Source organism: Shewanella sp. KT0246, assembly GCF_019654955.1.
Lineage (GTDB): Bacteria > Pseudomonadota > Gammaproteobacteria > Enterobacterales > Shewanellaceae > Shewanella > Shewanella goraebulensis.
In genome coordinates, this window is the sequence record NZ_BPEV01000041.1 from 14,490 (window position 1) to 38,285 (window position 23,796).

The window sequence follows — 23,796 nt, forward strand, 5'->3', positions numbered from 1 at the left end:
TAGTCGAGTTAAATAATTATTGAATAAAAACGGGTTTGATTGCCAGTCTCTATTACCCAAATTAATGTTGCACGATTAGGTTTTACATCAATCTTGGCAGCAGGACTGTTGCCTAAACGGATTTGATACTCGCCAGGTTCAATATATTGGCGGGCAATCTGTGCCTGTCTTGGTAATGTAAGCCAGCTACGTCTATCTGCTTGCTCTGTCACTACATTAAAAATTTGCATCAAAATAGCAGCAGCATCAGTTTCGTTATTTCGACGCTTACTTCCACTTTCTACACTGCGAGTCATTTCTGACTTAGTATAGACTCGTGCTGCTTGGCGCACCAAGGCTGCGGGTAAATCTTCTTTTAATGCATTAATAGCTAAGGCATCAATATTAGCGATTGGTTCCGCTTTTAACACTGTTCCCAGACCTTGAATACTTGAAGGTTGGATAACTTGGCGGTGTGGCTGATATGTTGCTAGTGAAACAGTCTGCCAATTGCCATCAATGGTAAAAGGTACAGTTAAACTTTGTTTCTCAGGAACAAATCCTTTCTCGACCACCATCACCACTTGGCCTTGGCCCTTTTTAGGTAATACAGCATCGCCCCAACGACGTTTAAACTCATCGTATTGCGGCATTGATAATTGTTTAGCAAGGCGGACTAAGTCTTGTTGCAAGTATTTATTATTTGGTGTTATCTGCGCCGCTTTACGGTAATCAATATAAGCATCATTGGGTTCGCCTAAAAGCTCATGCAGTAATCCTGTTGTGTAATAACTATAAGCGTTTAAAAATGAGCTGGTGACAGTACCCGTTGCTTGACCGAGTTTATTTACCTCAGCATCTATTGTGCCGTTGGCCATAGCTCGAACTGATTTTTGAGACTTCTGGTAGCGGGCTTGTTCGCTGCTTTGTAGTTGATTACTACGGCGAACCTCAACTAATGCGCCTTGTGCATCACCAGAAAATAAATAGTTAAAGGCTTGGTACTGATGCACCATGATACGTTCGTAGCCTGGACCGCGATAAGGGATAGCATTGTCATTTAATACTAAACTGCTGGCAGTTGCCGTTAAATCTGAAGCACTAATAGTGGCTCTATCATCAAAGTCTTTATAGGCACGTATAGCTTGTTGATAATAGGTTTTACTGGTTTCAAAATCACCTGATACTTGTGCTACTCGGCCTGCTTCTTGAGCGTAGAGTAGACCGTCATTAGTATCGATTTGACCTGCTAGTTCAGAAAGTTTGGCTGTTGGTGTTGGGCTCGCTAATTGCTGTTTAATCGGTGCAATTTGCGACGGGTAATTAATTAAAACGCTGTTATAAGCACAGCCTGTTAGGCTGAAACAGAGTAACCCGATACTAAGCAGTTTATTCATCAGCCAATACCTTGAAGTGTTGGCTGTCGTTGGGTATAAAGCCTTGCGAAGTGACTATTTGATCGGCAGATGGCGATTGATTTGCCATGTGTATCCTTTCGAGCAAAGTTATTCCCTGTAAGTGATCAAATTCATGCTGAAAAATACGAGCAACAAAGTCGGTCAGTTGTTGCTGGATTACGTCACCATGAATGTTTTGATATTGCACATTAACCGTTTTGTGTCTGAGTACTTCAACACGTCTACCTGCGATAGATAAACAGCCTTCCATGCCAAGTTCCATTTCTTCAGAACAAGCAATAATTTGTGGATTTATGACCACTGTAGCTGATGTCTCAGGAGCATTTGGATAACGTTCATTAGGCCTTGAATGCATAATAAATATGGATAAATCACTGAAAACTTGTGGAGCAGCGATCCCCACACCATTTGCAGCTGTCATAGTTGCTATCATATTGTCGCTAAGCTGAACCAGAGCTTGATCAAATGTAATGACTGTCTGTGTTTGGCGATTTAAAATCGCTTCACCAGATTGGGCGATTGTCATTATGTCACTTGCAGGCATAGGGTTCCTTAATGCTTAACGGCTAATAATCTATCTATAAGACTATTTATTATTGAATAATGTAGCAAATATTACTTCATCGAACATTTAATAATGTGGCGGTGGTGTTTCTTCGGACTGTGTCGCCATGTTACTTGGTTCGATAGCTTGTAGTTTATTGACGATTAATGACATTTGATGTTGCTGAAAAGCCACTAAGTCATTTAATTTAATCACTTCTTGGTTAAGGTCTTCAAGGGTACTTTCTTGAAACGCCACTTTCATTTCTAAATCATCAATCTTTTGTTGCATGTCTTGCATTATTTCCTCTCACAGTCATGGAATCATCGATTACACCTAAGGTAATCGGCCCCATGACTCTACTAAACCTTGATTACTGATGCTTACAATCTGTTGCTGGGCATCACTTGCAATAGAGTATACAACGGCACCTCTATTTTGACTGTTTTTAGTTAACTGAATTTGTCTATTAGCCAGCTTTTTACCTGTTTGGGTTTGCCATAAGATGATTTCTTTTGATGGCGAGCCTGTTATGAGGATTTTATCTTGCTCAATAAAGCGAGCACTGCTGAAGGTCATTTGGCGACGATTTATGGCTAATGTTGATAATGTGTCACCAGTATCGCTGTGATAAATTGCACCATTACCAGTGATATCACTAGCAAAACAGAGTTTACCGTTTTGGCTTAAATTGACTTTACCAATGCGCGACTCTAGTTGCCATTGGTGAACAGGTTGGCCTGTTTGAGCTTGCCACAGGATTACGGAACCATCATTGGAGCCGCTTAATGCGAGTTGACCATTTGCCGAGATAGACACGCTAGAAACCCGCTCTTGGTGGCCTAAAAACTTAATTAAGCTTTTTTCTGGTGAAAATGACATAACAGACCCGTCGACTAACCCCACTAAAGTTTGGGCATTATTGGCAATGGCGACAGATTGCGCAGATGCTGGGAGTGACCACCAACCGACAGATTTACCTGTGGCGACATCCCAAATAGCTAAAGAATCCGTCGTTAATGTTGCGGCGTATTGTGCATTTGCAGAGAGCGCTGTATCGAACACATTATTGTCAGTGGCATTTGAATCAGCGCTATGTTGCCAGCGGTATTTTAAAGCTGCTTGGCTGAGATCCCACAGTTGAACGCCGTTACTTGCAGTGCTAACCAAAGCCAGTTGAGCGTCTTCAGACAAGCTCGCGCTGTAGCTTGAGTCATTAGTGACACGAAACACTTTTTTGGCCGCTGGTTGGCAAGCAGTAAGGGTGCAAATACACAATATCAGCGTAATTAGTCGAAACATGAACTTGCTCCAATAAAAGTTGTCTGAAAGCCAGTGTTATTATTCAGGCCATTGCAAGAAACACTTTAATTAGTATAAAGTGGCCAAATATATACAATTTTTTTACCTACAGGTTATTGTAACCGCTATAGGACGCTGAGGAAGCTTTAATGAAATCTATTTACAAATTATCGTTAGTTGCATTGGCTGTTGTTGGTCTTACTGCATGTAACCAAGAACAAGAAGTCGTGGCAAAGAAAGTTGAGCTAACAACTGACGCGCAAAAAGAAGCTTACAGTGTTGGTGGCTCTATTGGCCGTTATATGGCTGGTCATATTACCGAACAAGAAGACTTAGGTTTTGCTGTTGACCGTACTTTAGTTATCCAAGGATTCAGCGATGGTTTAGCTGATACTTTAGATTTAACAGAAGAAGAAATGCAAACTGTTCTTCAAGGTTTAGACGTTAAATTAAGTGAAAAACGTGCAGAGCAAGCTGAGTTATTAGCAAGCCAAGCTGTTGAAGAAGGTAAGAAATTCCTTGAAACCAACAAAGCTAAAGAAGGCGTTGTAACAACTGAGTCTGGTTTACAGTATGAAGTATTAGAAGCTGGTGCAGGCGATATGCCAGTTGCTGAAGATACTGTTGAAGTACACTACAAAGGTACACTAATCGACGGTACTGAGTTTGATAGCTCATACAGTCGTGGTGAGCCAGCTAAGTTCCCATTAAACCGTGTTATTCCTGGTTGGACTGAAGGTGTTCAATTAATGCCTATCGGTGCTAAGTACAAGTTCGTTATCCCTTCTGAGCTTGCATACGGTGAACGTGATACTGGTACTATTCCAGCTAATTCAACCTTAGTATTTGAAGTTGAATTACTGTCTATTGAGAAAGCACAAGTTGAAGAAGCACCTGCTGCTCAGTAATGTGTTGAGTAATCCCTTCAAGGGATAATCGATTAAAAAGGACGCGAAAGCGTCCTTTTTTGTGGCTGAAGATAAAATGTAAATAAAATTTAATAAAATTTTTTTGAGAGGTTAAATCAAAACACCAGTTTATAGCCACTTTAAGCGATAAAATAACCACATTTGAATTCCAACGAGTAGGGTTAATCCCCCGCTGAATATGGCAAAAGCCCAGCTGCTTTCTGTGCCAGGAATGCCGCCGATGTTGACCCCGAGTAAACCGGTTAAAAACCCCAACGGTAAGAAAATAGCTGAAATAAGCGACAGGAAATATAAGCGCTTGTTGAGTTGTTCTGATTGCTGTGATTGAAGTTGCTCTTGAGTTACGCTGGCTCTATCTCGCACTGCATCTAAATCTTCAATGACTCTGATTAAGGTCTCGTTTATTTCGCGGATCCGTAATTTATGCTCAGTGTTAAATAGCACATGCCCGTCATTTAATAACCGTGATAACGCATCTCTTTGTGGCGAAAAATAACGCCTTAAGGTGACAGTTTGTTTTCTGAGTTCAGCAATATCCAAGCGAAGAGAGGAACTGATTGGCGCAGTAATTTGATCGTCCAAATCGTCTAGTTGATCTTCGAGATTGTGGATTAACTCCATTTTTCTATGGGTTAAGCGTTCGCACAGTGACACCAAAAAGTCGGCACTTGAATCAATACTGTTTGGCTTAGACATAATTTGTTCGGCAATGTCTTTGACGGACTGTAGCTGGCGCTCACAGGTCGAAATGATTCGATGCTGCTGAGCAAAAATACGCATCGAAACCATGTCTTCTGGAGCTGAGTTAGGGTTCAGATTAATCCCGCGCAGGGCCATTAATACCCCGTTTTGCGAGCTTAATGTGCGTGGTCGAGTATGCTCTGCCAGTAGGGTATCGGTTTCAGTTGGTGGTAATTGGGCATCAATAACCCACTTTCTCGCTTCTTGATTGCTGTAGCGCAGATGAACCCATAATAATCCATCTTCAGCTTGCCACTGTTCTAGCTCAGAGTGTGGAATGCTTTGGCCTGCATTAGGGCCTGACAAGAGTAAGCAATAAATAAAACCTGTATCCATATAAGTCCTGACTTGCAATTGATGGGGCACACTTAACATACTGTTCTATGAGATGTGCGTGATTGGTTTTGTGTTTTTAGAGCAACAGGCCCTAGTTATAAATTCAGTCATCCTGACTATCAAGCTTAGCAATAGCAGCATTAAAGATATTATTGACGGTTATTTTGTTCTTGTGCAACATTTTCATTATTTACTCACTGTAACTGCGCAGTTTGAGCTAACTTCGGTTAAAATAAGATAAAGCCTATTTTTGAGTTTTATCATGGAATACGAGTTTCGCCGTAACAGCTTAGACGGCACCTTATTTGCTGAGTTTAGTATGGAACATGCTATTTTAGGCCGCTTTTTTGCCGAGCGATTGGGTAATGATATTGAGCAATGTAATAATATTTTGCAGCAAATTGAGATAATCAGAGCTAACAAACAAAATGATTGGTTAATGCAAAGCCATGATTTAGCGTTAGCGATAGACAGTGAGCAGGTTAGGGTATTTGCCATTGCGATCGATTTTGATGAAGACTTTGACTTAGAAGAGTCAATGAGTATGTATGATGCAGAGTCTGAAGCATTTTGCGGTTTAGAAGATTTTGAAACAGCACTTAAAAGCTGGATGGAGTTTATCGGTAAACGTTAAGCGTCTAGCGTTAAAAATCAGGCTTCAAGTCTCAGGCTTAAAAGCTGAAGTGTGAAGCTTATAAATAGCACTGTATCAGTTTATAAACTAAAAAGGCGCCTCATAATGAGTCGCCTTTTTTGCACTGAGTATTTTGTTTTGATACTGACTAGTGGTTTAAATACCTTACAGCCATTTCAGTTCGTGATTTTGCGTTGGCTTTACGAAGTAAGTTTTTCACATGAACTTTTACGGTTCCTTCACTGATATGCAGCGCTTCAGCGACAACACGATTACTCTTACCTTCTGCTAACTCTTTCAAAATCTGTAACTCGCGCGGCGTTAATGACGCAATCCAAGTTTCATCATTATCAGCATTTTTAAGCTCATAGATGTACTCTTCAACTTCATCACTAATCACTCGATGGCCAAGCATGGCCTTTTTAAGTTGTTCTAGTAATAAATCTGGCTCAGTGTCTTTCAAAAGGTATCCATCTGCGCCAGCGCGTAATAGACGGATCACGTCTTGCTTAGCATCAGATACCGTTAAAATAACGATTCGTGCTGTAACACCTTCTTGGCGCATGGCATTTAAGGTGTCTAATCCCGACATGCCTTTCATGTTTAAATCTAGCAAGATAATATCAGGCTCATCTTCGCCAATTGCAGTCAGTGCGTCTAAACCCGTTCCTGCTTCACCAAATAGTCTAAAGTCACCATCTGAGGTTATTAACTGACAAATACCACGTCTAAGAAGCGGGTGGTCATCTACTACTAATACTGAATAAGGTTTACCCATTTAGAGGCTCCTGCTGGGGTGGAAATACGAGAGAGACAGTTGTGCCGCCCTGCGGATTATTATCAAATTTGACTGTGCCATGCAGTTTAGTTGCACGCTCGTACATGATCCCGATACCGAAATGCTGATCTCGCTCTTTTAAATGCGACACGCCAATACCATCATCCTTGATATTAATATGTATCATATCAGAATCTGCCAAAAAACAATCAATTTCTATTCGTGAAGGTTTTGCATGTTTAATAGCGTTAATAGTGGCCTCACGAGTGAGCTGTAAAACATGAATATGTTGCTTCGCTGCGAGTAAGTGAGGTGATAATTGATAATTAAGCTCAATCGTTATCCCTGACTGTTTACGCAATTGAGTTAACATTACTTCAATTGCTTGGCCTAAATTGGGATCTTTAATGGTTAACCTGAAAGTGGAAAGTAGTTCGCGTAACTGACCGTAAGCTGTGCTTACGCCATCATTAATATCAATTAATTGCGTTTCTACATCTTGGGTCATGCAGCTAGGTTCGATTTTTTTACGCAGCAAGCTAACTTGGATTTTTAAATAAGATAGCAATTGCCCTAATGAGTCATGCAATTCTCTGGCAATCACAGCGCGTTCTTCCATTAATGCAAGCTGCTGTCTCTCTTCTGTAGCGTTGTGAATAACAATAGAGCGAGTCAACATCATGGCGAAGTTAACAAACAACATGTTGTTTAACGGTTTAAGTGAAATGACCTCAAGATAGCCTAAGTTTTTGTCTTCAAGTTGTAAGTTAAACTTAACTGGAGTGACTGCTGCTTGTTCAGAGTTGACAGCATTTGAATCTAACCAGCCGTTATCGGCTTCAATACTATCTATAGTCTCGTCATCGTGTTCGATTACCAAGCGGACATAATCTAAGTCTTCAAATTGCTGAATTTGGGTTAATGCTGCGCTCAGAGCTTTATAGTCTAAAGTATCAGCATGTAATCGAATCAGGTTTTCATATAAAAAGCTCAGCTCATTATTAGCGCGAGTGAGTGCAATGGTTTTTTCATTCACTTGGCCTTCTAGGTCTTGATAAAGGGTATCAAGCTCAGAAGCGGTTTTTTTAAAGGCTTCACCTAATGCATGCAGCTCAATATATTCTGTTTGTGGTACGTCAACCTTGAATTTGCCCTTAGAAATGGAGTTAGCCACATCCATCAATTGGAGTATAGGCTCTACCATTCTTCTTCGGGTGTAACGAGTTGCTGCTGTTGCAACTATTAACATTAAAAATAAACCGATGATTTGACCTATCACTAATACCCTAAGCTTTAGGGCTGCAAAACGTTCCATTTCTAATACTAATAAATCGATGGTATCGACAAAGTCTTTTAAAGAGGCTGAATACGCTGGTCCTCGTTCAGTTTCGATGAAGGTTCGCATTTGGCCCCATTTTTCTACTACCAATAAATATTGCTGGCTCAAATCTTGTGGGCTATACCAAGTTAACGAGCGCTCTAATGCTTCAGAGTGAAGGGTTGTTTCAAACTGATTTATTTTCTCATTCAGCAGCTGCTCATCACGTTCTAAATATAATTTTAAACGATAACTCTGCATTCGGAGTGAGCCAGAGGCATTGATCGCTCTAGCATCACCGATACTAAATGTCAGATTGATAATTGAATACACAGCTAAGCTGGAAGAAATGAAAATTAGGACTAACATTAGTCTTAGAATAGTGGAGGTAAGGCTGCCTCTTTTGGTCATATTAATTCCAACTTTAGTCTGTTTTTTAATGGTCATAATTGCCACATTTTACATTAGTGATTGCTGTATTATGTTAACAGATAATCAAAAACGTGATGTACAACATGTTAACATGTTGATCTAGCGCAAGCTTATTGTTCAATACTCATAAAGGGGTATTCTTAATTAAACCTTAAATGGATAAGTTTGTTCATGGAGATGTCGTGAATATTTAAAATAAAATGTAACACGGAGATGAACGGTGATGAAAATGAAAGGAAAAGTTGTTGCGCTTAGCGCATTGATGGCAACCAGCTTTATGATGTCTAGTGCGATGGCTAGCGATAAAACTGAACCACGTAATGAAGTTTACAAAGATAAGTATAAACTGCAATACGAAACTTGGCACGCTACATCAGAAAGTGATGAAATTGTTGATGTGTTAGCCGAAGATCCAAACCTTGTTGTGTTATGGGCAGGTTACGGCTTTGCTAAAGATTATAACAAGGCACGTGGTCACCATTATACAGTGACTGACTTACGTAATACATTACGTACTGGTGCACCAACTGGACCAGATGATGGCCCAATGCCTATGGCATGTTGGAGCTGTAAAAGCCCTGATGTACCTCGTATGATTGAAGAGCAAGGCGAAGACGGTTACTTCAAAGGTAAATGGTCTAAAGGCGGAGCTGAAATCGTGAACTCTTTAGGTTGTGGCGATTGTCATGAAAAAGGTTCACCAAAATTACGTATTTCTCGTCCATATGTTGACCGCGCTCTAGAAGCAATTGATAAGCCATTTGATAAAGCATCTCGTAAAGACAAGCAATCTATGGTTTGTGGTCAATGTCACGTTGAATACTACTTCGAGAAAACTGCTGATCGTAAAGGTTACGTGAAATTCCCATGGGACAACGGTACTACTGTTGAAGATATGGAAGTTTACTACGATGCAATTAAGTTTGCCGATTGGACTCACGCGATTTCTAAAACACCAATGCTAAAAGCTCAACATCCTGGTTATGAAACTTGGATGCAAGGTATGCACGGTAAGAACAACGTAAGTTGTACTGACTGTCACATGCCACGCGTTGCTAAAGCAAATGGTAAAGGTAAGTTCACAGACCATAAAGTGGGTAACCCATTTGATCGTTTCGACGAAACTTGTGCAACTTGTCATGAAGGCAAAACGAAAGAGTTCATGATGGAAGTAACACATGCGAATCAAAAAAGTGTTACAGAAATAAAGCTAAGAGCTGAGACTCAACTTGTACACGCTCACTTCGAAGCTGGCGCAGCTTGGGAAGCGGGTGCAACTGAAGCTGAAATGGAACCTATCCTAATGGATATCCGTCACAGCCAGTGGCGTTGGGACTTTGCAACTGCATCTCACGGTGTTGCTGCACATGCTCCTGCTGAAGCATTACGTATTTTAGGTGGCGCGGTTGATAAAGCTGCTGATGCACGTATCAAACTTGCTCAACTTCTTGCAGCTAAAGGTGTGAAAATGCCAGTCGCTATCCCTGATATCTCTACTAAAGAGAAAGCTCAGGAAGCACTAGGTATGGACATGGATAAGATGAATGCTGATAAGCAAAGATTCTTAAAAGAACTTGCTCCTAAGTGGGATGCTGAAGCTGAAAAGCGCGAAGCAACTTACTAATCAAGATTGTTACTTTGATAAGAGCACTCCACGTAAAAGCCCTCTGTTGAGGGCTTTTTTTTGCCTCTCATTTATATAGAATAATATCACTTTGATTAAAATAGCGAAGGAATTGACATGGGCAAACAAGCGGCCAATACACATGACTCATTATTACTTGAAGGTGGTTGTTTATGTGGTGCGGTGAGATACCAACTAACTGCTGAACCATTTGATGCCGATTACTGTCATTGCAAACAGTGTCAAAAGTCATCTGGTGCCGTATTTCAAGCTTGGATGGACTTTAAAATTGAGCAAGTTATCTGGGTAAAAGGCGAGGTGACTGAATACAAGTCATCTGACTATGTTAGACGTGGATTTTGCAAGCAATGTGGCTGTAATTTAAGTTTTCGAGATACCCGATACCCAGACTACTTTACCCTCACGATTGGCTCTTTAGATAACCCTAGCTTAATTAAACCTAACTACCATATTTATACCGCAAACCAAGTATCGTGGTTAACGATTACTGATGACTGCAATCGCTATGAGCAAGAAAGAATCACTTAGTTTTTGATACCTAACTTGCAACCAAACTTATAGCTGAGTTTGCAGCCAAGTATAGAAGACGTAGATAAGCTCAGAAATATGGAAAACTGAGTACAAGGATATGATATAGCTAGTTTGCTGAAATGCGTTCTATTTTCCAATTCGGTAGTTTTTCATTAATGTCCTGGGAGATTTTATCAGCATCACCACGAAGCACAATCGTTGGAACGCTCGATAACGTTTCGATAGAGAGTTGCCTTAATTGTTCAGGGGTTAATGAGTTTATCGCATTGACTTGCTGCTGTGCTTGCATGGCTGATTTGCCAGATAACAAGTTACGTATGTAATCACTTTCTCTGCCAAAGGTGTTATCCATTGAAAGCTGACGTTGACCCATTAAATATGTAGCAACGGCATCAATTTCGGTCTGACTAACAGTTTGTTGAGTTATTAATTGAGTGTGATCCACTATCCCTTTTATAAATGCCCCTGAGTTTTCTAATGATGTGTTGCCATAAAAGTACAGGTATTGGCTTAATGGTGCATCAATACAACGACCGTAAATGCCATAGGTTAATCCACGGGTTTCTCGTAAATCATAGAACAGTCTTCCGGTGTAACTTCTACCAAGTAAAGGCGCAATAGTTTTACAGCCTAAGCTGCTATCAAGTGTGGCTTGGGGTGGTGACAGAAGGGAGTGTGATTGCTTTTTATTATCTGTTATGAAGCCTAATCGTACTTGAGTTTGCACCGTATCTGGAGCATCGATTAGATAGATGGTTTGCTTTTGATTAAGTTTGGAGCGTGAGTCTGGGTCTGCGTTAGGGCTTTCGTGTAGTGTTGAATCATTCCCCGATCCCCTTTGGCCATTATGGGCACTGTGGTGACTGTTATTTTGCATCAACCAACTAGGCCATGTTATTTCTCTGGCCATAGTGCTACTAAGGTTATGAGAGCTACTAAGGTTATGAGTGTCACTATTATCAGCAGTGGCACTAAATAAATGCCACTGCATTTTGTCACGTGTTGAGCGATGTAATTGCGATAAACGTTCAGGCTCATCTAATGCTTTTACTAACTCTTGATTAGCAATATTAAGGTTATATGGGTGCTGCTTTCCGAGTAATTGGTTGCGGAATGCTTTATCTATTTCAGAGCCTGTAAATGCACCAATATGCTTATTGAGATTTAAATTTCGTTGAACTGTTTCGATATTGATATGACTAAGTGATTCAATATCCCAGAAGCCCAAGATGAGTGGCAACATATTTTCAATTGGTTGTGAGCACTGCATCGTGGTGGTAATACTGTGAAGGCTTGCTCTAAATCGAATGCTATTATAGCAAGCTGAGATCTCCGGTAAGTGCTGTTGATTAGCAAGTTCACTAAGGCGCTGGGAAAAAGCCTCAATAAGCACGTCAGGGTTTTCAAGAGAAGCAGTAGCCGAGAGTCCGATAAAATAAATACGGTTAAGGCTGTGGCTATTTGTCGCCGCATTTTTTATAGGCCATGTGTGAGTGGTGAAAATCTCACTGAGTTTAACGCTTGTGGGTTCAATACTATGTTGTGCTGAAATTGATGCTGTTAACGGCTGTAAACTAGGGGCCTGCTCAAGGACTGTAAACTCAGGTAAGTTAGGAGGCTGCGCATCAGTAAAGTTAATTGGCGAGTGCTGACAGCCTAGTATTACAAAACTAAAGCTCAACAATATGCTGATCTGATATTTCTTTATCGCAATGACCACTATAGCGCCCACCTTTCTAATGAGTCTGCAAATCCTTGTGGCATGATTTCTAACAAGGCTTTCCCCCAACGGATGTACCAAGACGGAAGCAGATCTACTCTAACGGCTTTATCGATGAAGTATTGCTTTGTGACTCGCTGAATATCAGCAGATGAGACGGCTTCGGTTCGTTGCCAAGGCTGTGTTATAGGATGGTACTTATCTCGAACTGAGGTGTTTGAGAGAAATTTAGCTAAGGACTGACTATTGGTATAGTGCTGCTGAGCTTTATTAATGGCGGCAGCTTTTAAACCGCACAAAGCCTGTTCATCAATACCTGCCTGCAGTACTTCATTAAACAAGGATGCTACCAACTCTTGTAATTCATTTAAGGAAGTATTTGCTCTGGGCACCAATACAAGGTTGGTCACACCATGATTTTCCATGGTCAAGGGAATGGAGTAGCTGAGCATTTGCGGTGGGTTTTCTAATGTGTTGGATGCGAGTGCACTTTTGAGATTCTGAAATAAGTGATTTTGTAACAGGTTAATGGCCTCATAGTCGGGATGGTTCCTGCCTACAGTGTGCCAAGCCATGAGTAATGCAGGCCAAGGGCCACGCCCATCCACTATTTCAGTTTTAATTGCCATTGGGGTTACTGCAATAGATGTGAACGTATCTTGAGAATGATTAGGGGCTTGCCAGTCGGCAAAATACTGCTTAACGGTTTGAAGTGAATCACTTTCTAGTTTACCCACTAATGACAATTGCATTGCATCGGGGCGGTAGTAGCGCTGATGAAATTGCTCAAGTTTAATGGGGGTTGCACTGATGACATCTGCCTTACTGCCAATAATGGCATGGGCATAAGGGCTCTCAGCTACTTGGGATAATAAAAACTCCATCGCAGGGCGAAGGTAGGGCTGGTTATCTATGGTAGTGGCCATTTCCTCAAGTACTGCTCCTTGCTGGTTTTTAACAGTAGTTTGAGATAAAACTGGGCGAATAAATCGGTCTGACTCAAGAAATAAGCTTAACTCCAATGCCTGCGCAGGGATGGTTAAATAATAATTGGTATAGTCGAAGTGAGTGCTGGCATTAAAGCGAGCACCAATGGCACTCATTTGTTGAGGGTAGCTATCTTTGGGCGCATTCTCGCTGCCTTTGAACAAGAGGTGCTCAAATAAATGGGCATAACCTGTTTGCCCCTCAGTTTCATTGCGAGAACCCACATTAAATTGACTGGCAATTGCTACTGTAGATTGTAGCGGTCGATTAACTTGCCTAACAATCATGCCGTTATCGAGCTCATTGAGGCTTATTTGTTGTTCAATCTGTCGGAGTTGCTCAAATTGAGGCTTTAGATTGCATTGAAATGCATGTGAGTTAAATGGAAGTAAACTCACTGCTAATACGAATATACAGTTTAAAAACAAAACTGAGACTAGGCTGCTTTTCTGAAAATTGGTGTTTAGGCAAGCGATGCTTTTATCCATAACCGTTTTCAAACTTCCCCATTAATAAGACCTGTATTGAGATTTAGACTACTGGCTTAACGAATGCGACTCAAGTGTTAACGTCCTACCTGAAAAACAAAAACGCTAAATAGTGATTAAACTATTTAGCGTTTTAAATTAAGTAAGTAACTTGAAAATAAGAGCTGTTACTCAGACTCGAAAGGTGTCATCTCTTCATCTAATTGAGCGTGTTGTATGCTATTAATCCGTGTAGGTATACCGGTGCGCTGCTCTAACAAACGCTTTAACGTGAAAGAGTCTGTTTCAGCATGGGCAACAACAGAAGTGATTTTATTATCTAATGTTAGTGGTAACTGCTCTGTAGACTCAAACTGTTCAATCGTTTCAGATAAAGGTTGATGGACTTCTAAATAGCGATTTCCGTCTGGCTCTACGGTTGCTTTTATCGGTTGATTAATAAACTCAACGCGAGTACCGACAGGAACCGAACTGAATAAGTGCTCAATGTCTTCATCACGTAATCTTACACAGCCTTGGCTAACACGTAGGCCGATCCCGAAAGAGGCATTGGTGCCGTGTACAGCAAAATAATTACCGACATAAAGTGCAAATAATCCCATTGGATTATCGGGGCCAGCAGGCCATACATCAGGTAGCTCGACGCCTTTGGCTGCATAAATTTTTCGCGTATTTTGTGTCGGTGTCCAAGTCGGATTTGCACGTTTACGGTAGACTTGAGTCACCCAGTTTTCAGGGGTGTCACGACCAACTTGTCCAATACCGATTGGTAGTACTTCAACTGTATTTTTACCTTTTGGGTAATAATATAAACGCATTTCGGCGCTGTTAATTACGATTCCTTTACGTGGAGTGTCAGGCAAAATAAGTTGATGTGGAATAACTAAGGTACTACCTGGTTTAGGAAGATAAGGGTCAACACCAGGATTTGCTTCCATCATGTTGCTCAAGCCTAATTGAAATTCAGCGGCTATTGCCTCTAAAGTGAGCTTACCTTCAGGAACAACATAATATTGGTTTTCACCAATTAGTCGGCTGTCTTTAGCTGGTAAACGATACTCTATCGCAGCAACATTTAAGCTGGTAAAAAGAGTAGAAATAGCAATCAATGAAGCGCAAAACGACTTTAACATAAGAGCGACGTGTTCCTAATTATGGGGCTACCAGTTTCAAAGTCCCACCAAAGTTTTGGTATAAAGTATTAGTAAAAATGATTAGTACTCGAATCCCACATCCTTATAGAAGTGCATAAAGATAATACTTAATCATTACTCTAAGGCTAGCAAGCATGGCATCGTTGATCATTTCTTAACTGATTTCAAGCTGGCAAGAAACTTTATTAGCATTTTCTCATTTGAGTCATGTAAAAGGTGACCGTATCTAGTCACCTTTTGTTACTGCTAATTGTTTAATCTACTTTGCCAGCCTTTTTTAAAGCTTAATTGAATTACGCTAAGGGCTATTCATATATAGCAAAGGCTATTCATATTTAGCTTAAGGCTATTAATATTTAGCTTAAGGCTATTATTTCGCTTAGGGCTATTAATATTCGCTTACGGCTATTTGTATAACGAAGGTGTTTCTTTAGTTGGACGAGTCTTAAACCGTCTATGAAGCCACATATATTGATTACGATTCTTATCAATAATGTTTTCAATAATTTTATTACCACGAATCGCATCTGCTAATTCATCTTCGCCAGGGAAGTTATCAAGTGGAGGCATGATTTCCATGTGATAACCTTTATCGTCACTATTGCGCTCAACAAAAAACGGCAACACTTTAGCACGGCCAAGTTTTGCTAAGGTTGTAGCCCCAGTAATTGTGGCTGCATCAGGCACGGCGTACAAAGGAATAAATACTGCACTTGAACGTCCAAAGTCCTGATCTGCTGTATACCAAATAACATCTGGATTACGAAGGCTTCTGACCATATTGCGAAGATCACGCTTTGGCACTAGGCCTTTATTTGAACGCAGGCGACCGCTAACTTGCAGGTATTCCATAACAGGATTATCGTGTGGGCGATAAACACCAATCCCTGGCTGGAATTGACCGAACATTCTTGCGCCCATTTCTAACGGCAAACAATGTACGGCAAACAAAATAACGCCGTGACCACTATCGAGTGTATCGGTGACATGTTGATCGCCTTTCATTGTCATGTGACGCTGTATTTTATCGTTTGACCACCACCAAGCATTGATAGTATCAAAAATGGCTTTGCCGGTTTCTTCAAAGTTTCGTTTAAGTAGTTGTTCTCTTTCTTGCTCAGGCATATCAGGAAAACAAAGCTGTAAGTTTCGCTCAGCAGTATGCTTGCGACTCTTGGCAAACTTAAGGACTAATCTACCTAAACCTGCCCCCATGGTCATTTGCCAACGTAACGGTAATAGTTGAGTAAGTCTCATAAAACCAACACCTAACCATAAGGGCCAGTGTTTAGGATGTAATAAATGAGAACCAAATTGTGCTTTTTCTACCACGAATAACTCATCCAAATTTCGAAATTAGTTTCTATTCTAACTTAATTTTATAGCAAAATTAGGTACAATCACGGTTTAAGTCAGCAAAAAGAAAAAGTTTACTATGAAGGTATCTCTCCCAGCATTCGAAAAAGCACGAGTTTTAGTCGTCGGTGATGTCATGCTCGACCGCTATTGGGTTGGTCCCACAGGCCGAATTTCACCAGAAGCCCCCGTACCTGTAGTAAATATTAAAGAAATTGAAGACCGTCCAGGCGGCGCAGCAAACGTTGCATTAAACATTGCAGCGTTAGGTGGGCAAATCCAACTAGCAGGTATTGTAGGCGCTGATGAAACTGCGCAAGCATTAACCGTAGGCGTTCAAGCGCAAGGTGTTGAGCCTCGTTGGTTAACTGTTGCTGAAAAACCAACTATTACTAAGTTACGTGTATTTTCTCGTAACCAGCAGTTAATTCGTTTAGATTTTGAAGAGAAATATGCTAAAGCAGACAGTGAAAACTTGTTTGCCAGCAGTGAAGCGCTATTAGATGACGTAGATGTATTAGTGCTGTCAGATTATGCCAAAGGTGCAATTGATTCACCGGTTGAGTTTATTGCAAAAGCACGTGCCAAAGGTGTGACTGTGCTAGTTGATCCTAAAGGTACTGATTTTGGAAGATACCGCGGCGCATCATTATTGACTCCGAATATGAGTGAGTTTGAAGCAGTTGTTGGCACAGTGATTGATGAAGCTGACTTAATTGAAAAAGCGAAGCAGCTTATTAAAGAATATGATTTTGAAGCCATGCTAGTGACTCGCTCTGAAAAGGGCATGACGCTAATTAGCCAAGATGAGGCAGAATTGCATATTCCTACCGTTGCGCGTGAGGTTTACGACGTAACGGGTGCTGGCGATACGGTTATTTCAGCTTTAGCCACATCACTTGCTGCGGGTAGCACTATGGCGCAAGCATGTTCTATTGCAAACATTGCTGCTGGTGTGGTTGTTGCGAAACTAGGTACGGCCACAGTAAGCCGCATTGAGTTAATTGAAGCATTAGCCTTGAATCAAGGTGAGTCTGGATTTGGTGTTGTGAGTGAAGATCAACTTGCTTACGCACTTGAACAAGCACGTTTGCGCGGCGAAAAAGTGGTAATGACTAATGGTTGTTTTGATATTCTACATGCAGGTCATGTGAGTTATTTACAACAAGCTAAAGCATTAGGTGATCGCCTTATTGTTGCGGTAAATGATGATGCATCAGTGAAACGCTTAAAAGGCGAAGGTCGACCAGTTAACCAAGAAGATCGCCGTATGGCAGTTCTTGCTGGTTTAGCATCGGTAGATTGGGTTATCCCGTTCAGTGAGGATACTCCACAGCGTGTTATCAGTCGTTTGTTACCTGACTCGCTAGTAAAAGGTGGCGATTACAAAGTTGAAGAGGTCGCCGGTGGTGCCGAGGTAATGGCTGCTGGTGGTAAAGTTGAAATTCTTGGCTTTGAAGACGGCGTTTCAACAACTGCGATAATAGAAAATATTATGGCGAAAAAGTAGTGCAGTTACCGGCACTGTATTTTCTAATCAGTGCCGTTAGCGTTAGCCCTATAGAAATGGCTAACGCTAACTTTGACTCAAGTTTACCAATTACTTCGACAGCTAACAGTCCAAAGTTAGTTGTCAGCCTAGATACTGAGTTTCTTCCTCATTTAGAACCTAGCACTAATTATGCATTTCAGTCAGAACTTGAGCTAGAACTGAAGCCAGAACTTGATTTAGTCGATAAAGACAGTTATCCCCAAGTCTCATCAAAAACTCTTGTTGAACCATTTAAGCCTACTAAATTACATGATGTTAAAAGTGAATCAGTAGCAGGCAAAACAGCACTGTTATGTCCTATCGACGAATACGAACAATGCCTTTGGCAACTTCCAAATACTGTGGTTCGTCAGTTACCGAGTCATGATTCAATTACCTTCAGTTTGGGTTTAAGAAGCGCTGTGGTAATGCCTGTTGATGACAATGGTATCGCAGGCATTATCGTGCTGAATAATTCGTTGCCGGTATTGTCTCAAAGTGTGGTGGTAGATGGGGATATATACCAATTAGACTTAGCAAAACAAAGCCAATTAACTTTGTGGCATGAGATTGGTCATTTGGAAAATATTGCTCAGCAAGGCAAGGGGCTTCCAATTCGATTAAGTCATTATGAGCATGAGTGGCTAGCAGATATTTATCTGACATGGCGTGTAGCGCATCAAACCAATAATCTAACTCTTGCATGGCAGCAGTTTCATCGTCGCAATATGGCTGTTATCAATAATAATGACAATATGAGCCATTGGAGTTCTCCGCAATTATTGTGGCTACTGACTCATTATCAACAAGAAGATATTATTCAGTATGATGAATATAGCGATTTTATCACTGAGGTATATCCGCAATTTTTGTCAATTGAAAACACCGAAATAATGGAGATATCTAGCTTAATTCAGCGTACTTTTACTTCTGGCACTTCACAACCTTTACCTAGGTATATGTTTTGGCGTCAAGCTCGTTTAATTGAGGTGTTACAACCTACGCTTGTGATGTTGATGGGAAGCTCATCGGCTGAGCAATGGTTGATTGAGCAGTTTTCTGAAGCGCCAAAATTGATTAATGCGGAATAAAAAATACCTGCAACTTTACTAAAGAGCAGGCTTTGCTTTGTATGAATTAGTGATAATTTACTAATACTTCAAATGATCAATGCTTCAGGCTCGTCATTTAAAAATGCCATTGGACGTATACAGTGTTGTAATTACTGCCACCTTTAATGCGTCCAAAAGCTGAGCTAGTCTCAAAGATACCTGAACGATGATGGATGCTATAGCCGAGCCATGCATTGCTAAGCGGAGCATGATTAAAGACATCTCCGATATTCACATCGAATGAGAAATCAAGATAGTTGAGTAGCTTAGATGGTCGATAATCTTTTTCATCGAGCTCACTGCCTTCTATGTAGGTTACTTCTGAAACATAGGAAAGCCCTTCAGCTACACCAATACGAAAACGCCAGCCTAAATCAAGGGTGTAAAAAGCTTTAACGCCGATAACACCTTCGGCCAAGTTATCTTGTACTTCAGAGTCATGATGCCATACACCACCTGCTGTAAAATACAGATCAATTGGTAAAGTAAACAGGCTGTCGGAGAGTGGGATACCATAAAACAATGATGTTAGTTGGTTATTGTAGCGATCGCCTTTTGCATTCCCCGTTAGAATGTCATTGAGATTTGAAGGCGTTGCCCAGCCATGAGCTACTCGTAAAAATTCGCCGCTTTCTTTTGGTACAGGATTATTATTTGGGCGCTTAGCATCAGGATAAAAGCCAAAACCAAAGAAGGATTCAAATTGATATTGATTTTCTATTGTCGGTAATTCATAAATGTCATCTTCAAGACGAGTCACCCCAAAATTGGCGAGTAAATATAAGTTACTCGCCAAATGGTATTTAGTATTAACCCCCGCTGAAAAAGCTAAACCCGCTCCAGGGTCTATTTGATCTAAGCCATAATAATGCTCGTTAAAGGAGTCGCTTTTCCATTGGAATTCAGCGTAAGGGTTCAGTTGCCAATCGCCACCCGTCCAATGATATTGGGTGCGAGTATAACCATAGTAACGTTTGTCGCCATCACTCATGAAGGCGACGTCAGCTTCTAAACCATCTTTTTGAAATCGATATTGGAAACCAAAATCAAACGCATCAGACTGAGTTTCATTTTGATACTCTTTGGGAATATCCACAAATCGAAAACGACTATAAATATTCACTTGATGCTCATCATTTTTCCATAAGTGAACACCACCTTCTAATCCATCTAAAAAGAAGTAATCATTTTCAAACTCAATAAGCGGCATGACATCGGAAACCACATCATCTTCTGTTGCATAAGGAATGTCTGCACGGCGTGCACCAATTCCCACCCCCCATTTGTTTGGGAAGTACTCAACATTTTTACTACTTTGTGATTCAGGTGTTGATTGTGGTTCTGATTTCGATTTAGTTGTAGTTAATGGTTCAACTTCAATATTCTCACTGGCAAAAACCGTAAACGGACAGATGCACAAAAATAGAGGGATAAAAGGCAAATAACGGGGCATAGTCTTAGCTACCAGTAATCAACTTGAATAAAAAATTAACAATTAGAGGGCAAATTAAAACCTAAAACTACTAGGGTTTACAGTAACTTTGAAAAGATTATAGCATGGTGGATTTTCAAAACAGCTAAATGCGGTGTTTTTTATAGCAAATTGTTAACTTTTTAAACGAAAAAAGAATTAGCTTAGCCAATGACTTGTGAAATGGTTTTAGGTTGTTGCCAAAAAGAGTAGTTATGTTTTCCTGCTTGTTTGATCCCGTACATGGCATTATCAGCTTGCTCACAGACTTGGGTAAATTTATCATCTCTTCTAAAACAACTTATGCCAATACTTAAGCCTAAAGACACAGGTTTATTACTGATAGTTTGATTCTGCTTAAAGTGGCACACTAGAGCGCCAGCAAGGATACTGATTAATTGATATTCTGAAATTGAGGTAATGATGACAAATTCATCGCCGCCAATTCTGGCAATTTTTGCTTTAGCTTTAGGTAATAATTTCTCGCAATAATGTTTCAGAGTCGCGCCGATTTCTACCAAGGTTAAATCGCCAAAGCGATGGCCATGGCGATCATTTATCTGTTTAAAGTTATCAACATCGATAAACAATAGAGTACCAGAGATAAACTCTCTTTCTGCTTGAATGCTTTTATAGGCTTTCTCTGCTGCGACACGGTTGAGTAAATCAGTGAGTGGGTCGCGATGGGCTAGGCGAGCTAAGTCCAGTTGATAGCGTTTCTCTTGAGTTATGTCGATATGAGTGCCGAGAATTTTAAGCGGGCTACCATCAGCAGCGTACTCAACGATTCTTCCTCGGTCTGATACCCAGCGTTCGCTGCCATCTTTATGGATCATGCGGTGTACAGCTTGGTACACTTCTTCTTTTCCTTGTATATGGTCGTCAAAGGCTTTAATTACCCAATCTTTATCTTCAGGGTGCAGACTGCCTTTCCAGCTCTCCATATTTGCGGCATATTCTTCACGGGTATAACCCAGCAATGATCCCCATTCTTGATTATATATCCGTAAATCACCCGTTGGCACATGTTGCTCCCACAAACACAGGCCTGTGCCATCTAGCGTGGCAGAGAGCTGCTGTTGTATCTGGTTTTGTTGCAATTTTAAAGCTTCGTTTTCACGTTCTAGTTTTGCAACTTGTGCTGTTAACGCTTCAATTTTAGAAGCTTGGGTATCCATTCTGCCATTCGTCCATGCTTTAAGTGAATTGATATTTGTACGATTATTAGGCTCATTAGTCAATTGTGAAAATTAAATTGCTGAACACTTTTTACTTAGGGAAGAGAATCTCTTTTATTCGATTTAAAAATTATTGAGAGGTTATTTAGATGTTTAGTCGTGGCTGATATTAGCTTTGGAAAAAGATAGATAATAAAAAAGCCAAGTCATCGACTTGGCTTTTTGGATTTCACTTAATGTGAAATTAGTCTTCTAAGTTACCGCAAAAACGATAGCCTTCACCGTGAATAGTAGCGATGATTTCAGGCGTATCAGGTAAGCTTTCGAAATGCTTACGTATGCGACGAATCGTTACGTCAACAGTACGGTCATGTGGCTTAAGCTCACGGCCTGTCATCTTCATTAATAGGTCTGCACGAGTTAAGATTTTGCCAGGGTTCTCAACAAAGTGAAGCATCGCACGGAATTCACTGCGTGGAAGCTTGTAAGACTCACCTTGTGGGCTTACTAAAGAACGGCTGTTGATCTCTAAGCTCCAACCGTTAAAACGGTAGAACTCTACAGAGCCTTTTTCTTCAATTTCTGCACCTGCACTATTAACGCGAGTTAATAGGTTGCGAGCACGGATAGTTAATTCACGTGGATTGAATGGCTTGGTGATGTAGTCATCAGCGCCAATTTCAAGACCAAGAATTTTGTCAACTTCGTTATCACGGCCAGTAAGAAAGATAAGGCCGATGTTGTTAATTTCGCGAAGTTCACGAGCTAACAATAAACCGTTTTTACCAGGAAGATTGATATCCATAACTACAAGATTAATCTTATTATCCTGCATGGCTTTGTGCATTTCAGCGCCATCGTTTGCTTCAGTTACTACATACCCTTCTGCTTCAAAAATACTGCGCAGTGTATTACGGGTTACAGCTTCATCTTCAACAATAAGAATGTGTGGGTTTTGCATGTTATTTACCTAAATTAAAAACAATTCGATTCTAGTCATGTTGCACTAGGGCGGTGGCGCTGCTTATTAATGAAAACGCCGATAATTTATATATTTCACGATAGGTGTTTATCTATGTCTGCCCTGAACAAAACACGCTTCATGACTAGCTACATTATATACACTCAGCTTAATACATTATTAAAAGAGACATTCGTGACATAAATGTGATCATAAAAAATCAATATTCCGATTGTATGATGAGAGTTAACTCACTCACAATCAGTCGAAAGATCTATTAAAACAAAGATTCATTACACTATGAGATTAAATTGCTCATAAAAGTTCCTCGGCAATTTAATATTGTTCTATATTTGTATTATCTAAAATGTAGAACAAAATGTTCAAGCTTGAATAATTAATGGCTAAATAGTGTACCGATTAATGTAACAGCTTGTATCACAACTTATAGTTATGTAGCAAAATCTAGCTAGTGGTGATTATTGTACTCGTTTTAGGCATTTGTTAACAAATGAAATGTTAACAAATTTACTCTCCATAATTGTTACAAAAATGGTTTTTTAGGTAAGCTTTTGATTGTATTGGTTAATATAATTATTGTTCTTGTGACTTACGTCACATGGGTATTGTCGCCACATAGGGTTTACTACACTTAACTGGGTTCAATAGAGAAAATTAAATGATGGATAATTTAATCGATAGCCTTTGGCATAAGTATCAAGGAACACAATTTCTACTGACACAAGGCCTATCTAATGATATCCCCTTCGCGATTGTCACTGCTCACAACCCTCTAGGAAATGTTCTGACTCCCTGCCAAAACCGCTTATTAGATCACCGATTACAGCGAAAGATTGAACAATACAACAGCCCTTATCGCTCTTTAATTGGCGCTGCTCCTGATTTATCCCATATGGAAAAAAGTTGGGCTGTGTTTATTGATAAGCAACAAGCGCTGGAGTTAGGTCGAGAATTTAAACAGCATGCCATTTATTATGTTAACCAAGGCTTATTGTCATTGGTGGCATGCGGTGATGCCCCAGATGCAGAAGTAATGATCGGTGATTTTTTTACTCGGTCTCGCGTTGTTAATGAGTTACCTGATTTACATGAATAATTTGCACTATTACTCAATACCTTCGATCTAAAGACTAAAGTGGCAAATGTAACGGTACTCAAGTTGTATTTGTTACCCAGCTGAATTTGGGGATTGAATTGTTGCTCTATAATTCCTATTGGATTAGATAATTT

Annotated in this window: 21 protein-coding genes; 7 read left to right on the forward strand and 14 right to left on the reverse strand. The window is 40.4% G+C overall.

From position 1 onward, the window contains the following. Positions 1–8 precede the first annotated feature (8 nt). From K5Q58_RS17290 to K5Q58_RS17305, 4 genes are all read right to left on the reverse strand, one after another. Positions 9–1,376 carry a COG3014 family protein gene (locus K5Q58_RS17290; RefSeq protein WP_220755140.1) on the reverse strand — a complete coding sequence of 456 codons (1,368 nt, stop codon included), beginning with the start codon at positions 1,374–1,376 and terminating at the stop codon, positions 9–11. After that, on the reverse strand, positions 1,369–1,923 hold the full coding sequence (gene def, locus K5Q58_RS17295) for a peptide deformylase (protein ID WP_259651379.1): 555 nt from the start codon (positions 1,921–1,923) through the stop codon (positions 1,369–1,371). Before def ends, K5Q58_RS17290 begins: the two co-directional genes overlap by 8 nt. A gap of 105 nt (positions 1,924–2,028) precedes the next feature. Next, a complete protein-coding gene (locus K5Q58_RS17300; RefSeq protein WP_153915038.1) occupies positions 2,029–2,241 on the reverse strand; it encodes a SlyX family protein in 213 nt (70 codons plus the stop codon). Between the two features lie 36 nt (positions 2,242–2,277). Then, positions 2,278–3,243: a WD40 repeat domain-containing protein gene (locus K5Q58_RS17305; RefSeq protein WP_220755142.1), complete on the reverse strand. Its 966-nt coding sequence runs from the start codon at positions 3,241–3,243 to the stop codon at positions 2,278–2,280. Positions 3,244–3,392: 149 nt separating this feature from the next. Here K5Q58_RS17305 and fkpA point away from each other — a divergent pair, with 149 nt between their 5' ends. After that, on the forward strand, positions 3,393–4,151 hold the full coding sequence (gene fkpA / locus K5Q58_RS17310) for an FKBP-type peptidyl-prolyl cis-trans isomerase (protein WP_220755143.1): 759 nt from the start codon (positions 3,393–3,395) through the stop codon (positions 4,149–4,151). 129 nt (positions 4,152–4,280) lie between these two features. Here fkpA and K5Q58_RS17315 read toward each other — a convergent pair whose 3' ends face one another. Next, entirely contained in the window at positions 4,281–5,249 is a 969-nt protein-coding gene (locus tag K5Q58_RS17315) for a zinc transporter ZntB (RefSeq protein WP_220755144.1), read from the reverse strand. 262 nt (positions 5,250–5,511) lie between these two features. On the opposite strand from K5Q58_RS17315, the gene K5Q58_RS17320 reads away from it, so the two are divergent. Continuing rightward, positions 5,512–5,883 carry a YacL family protein gene (locus tag K5Q58_RS17320; RefSeq protein ID WP_220755145.1) on the forward strand — a complete coding sequence of 124 codons (372 nt, stop codon included), beginning with the start codon at positions 5,512–5,514 and terminating at the stop codon, positions 5,881–5,883. A 148-nt stretch (positions 5,884–6,031) separates the two neighbouring features. Here the strand turns inward: K5Q58_RS17320 and K5Q58_RS17325 are convergent, their stop codons facing one another. Further along, complete coding sequence (locus K5Q58_RS17325; RefSeq protein ID WP_153915030.1) at positions 6,032–6,661, reverse strand: response regulator; 630 nt, start codon at positions 6,659–6,661, stop codon at positions 6,032–6,034. Next, on the reverse strand, positions 6,654–8,390 hold the full coding sequence (gene narQ / locus K5Q58_RS17330; RefSeq protein ID WP_220755146.1) for a nitrate/nitrite two-component system sensor histidine kinase NarQ: 1,737 nt from the start codon (positions 8,388–8,390) through the stop codon (positions 6,654–6,656). Before narQ ends, K5Q58_RS17325 begins: the two co-directional genes overlap by 8 nt. Positions 8,391–8,640: 250 nt before the next feature. Here narQ and nrfA point away from each other — a divergent pair, with 250 nt between their 5' ends. Together nrfA and K5Q58_RS17340 are read left to right on the forward strand one after the other, a co-directional pair. Beyond that, on the forward strand, positions 8,641–10,035 hold the full coding sequence (gene nrfA / locus K5Q58_RS17335; RefSeq protein WP_220755147.1) for an ammonia-forming nitrite reductase cytochrome c552 subunit: 1,395 nt from the start codon (positions 8,641–8,643) through the stop codon (positions 10,033–10,035). A gap of 117 nt (positions 10,036–10,152) precedes the next feature. Then, entirely contained in the window at positions 10,153–10,584 is a 432-nt protein-coding gene (locus tag K5Q58_RS17340; RefSeq protein WP_220755148.1) for a GFA family protein, read from the forward strand. A 109-nt stretch (positions 10,585–10,693) separates the two neighbouring features. On the opposite strand, the gene K5Q58_RS17345 is transcribed toward K5Q58_RS17340, so the two are convergent. The 4 genes from K5Q58_RS17345 to K5Q58_RS17360 all read right to left on the reverse strand — a co-directional run bounded on the left by K5Q58_RS17345 (position 10,694) and on the right by K5Q58_RS17360 (position 16,268). Continuing rightward, a complete protein-coding gene (locus K5Q58_RS17345; protein WP_220755149.1) occupies positions 10,694–12,307 on the reverse strand; it encodes an insulinase family protein in 1,614 nt (537 codons plus the stop codon). Then, on the reverse strand, positions 12,307–13,692 hold the full coding sequence (locus K5Q58_RS17350; RefSeq protein WP_259651380.1) for a pitrilysin family protein: 1,386 nt from the start codon (positions 13,690–13,692) through the stop codon (positions 12,307–12,309). Before K5Q58_RS17350 ends, K5Q58_RS17345 begins: the two co-directional genes overlap by 1 nt. A 257-nt stretch (positions 13,693–13,949) precedes the next feature. Next, positions 13,950–14,915, reverse strand: coding sequence for a L,D-transpeptidase family protein (locus K5Q58_RS17355; RefSeq protein ID WP_220755151.1), 966 nt, complete (start codon positions 14,913–14,915; stop codon positions 13,950–13,952). A gap of 426 nt (positions 14,916–15,341) precedes the next feature. Beyond that, positions 15,342–16,268, reverse strand: coding sequence for an LpxL/LpxP family Kdo(2)-lipid IV(A) lauroyl/palmitoleoyl acyltransferase (locus tag K5Q58_RS17360; protein WP_220755152.1), 927 nt, complete (start codon positions 16,266–16,268; stop codon positions 15,342–15,344). 103 nt (positions 16,269–16,371) lie between these two features. Between K5Q58_RS17360 and hldE the strand changes: the two genes are divergently transcribed. Both hldE and K5Q58_RS17370 read left to right on the forward strand, forming a co-directional pair. After that, entirely contained in the window at positions 16,372–17,802 is a 1,431-nt protein-coding gene (gene hldE, locus K5Q58_RS17365; protein ID WP_220755153.1) for a bifunctional D-glycero-beta-D-manno-heptose-7-phosphate kinase/D-glycero-beta-D-manno-heptose 1-phosphate adenylyltransferase HldE, read from the forward strand. After that, on the forward strand, positions 17,802–18,914 hold the full coding sequence (locus tag K5Q58_RS17370; protein WP_220755154.1) for a hypothetical protein: 1,113 nt from the start codon (positions 17,802–17,804) through the stop codon (positions 18,912–18,914). The genes hldE and K5Q58_RS17370 overlap by 1 nt, the downstream gene beginning before the upstream one ends. A 97-nt stretch (positions 18,915–19,011) precedes the next feature. Here the strand turns inward: K5Q58_RS17370 and K5Q58_RS17375 are convergent, their stop codons facing one another. From K5Q58_RS17375 to arcA, 3 genes are all read right to left on the reverse strand, one after another. Next, positions 19,012–20,388, reverse strand: a complete 1,377-nt coding sequence (locus tag K5Q58_RS17375) for a MipA/OmpV family protein (RefSeq protein WP_220755155.1) — start codon at positions 20,386–20,388, stop codon at positions 19,012–19,014. Between the two features lie 182 nt (positions 20,389–20,570). Next, positions 20,571–21,584 (reverse strand): diguanylate cyclase domain-containing protein, encoded by a 1,014-nt coding sequence (locus tag K5Q58_RS17380; RefSeq protein ID WP_220755156.1) that lies wholly within the window; start codon positions 21,582–21,584, stop codon positions 20,571–20,573. A gap of 244 nt (positions 21,585–21,828) precedes the next feature. After that, complete coding sequence (gene arcA, locus K5Q58_RS17385) at positions 21,829–22,545, reverse strand: two-component system response regulator ArcA (protein WP_102526580.1); 717 nt, start codon at positions 22,543–22,545, stop codon at positions 21,829–21,831. A gap of 682 nt (positions 22,546–23,227) precedes the next feature. Between arcA and K5Q58_RS17390 the strand changes: the two genes are divergently transcribed. Continuing rightward, the gene (locus tag K5Q58_RS17390; protein ID WP_220755157.1) at positions 23,228–23,662 is read left to right on the forward strand and encodes a DUF3293 domain-containing protein; all 435 of its coding nucleotides are present in this window, start codon (positions 23,228–23,230) and stop codon (positions 23,660–23,662) included. The last annotated feature ends 134 nt before the right edge of the window (positions 23,663–23,796 follow it).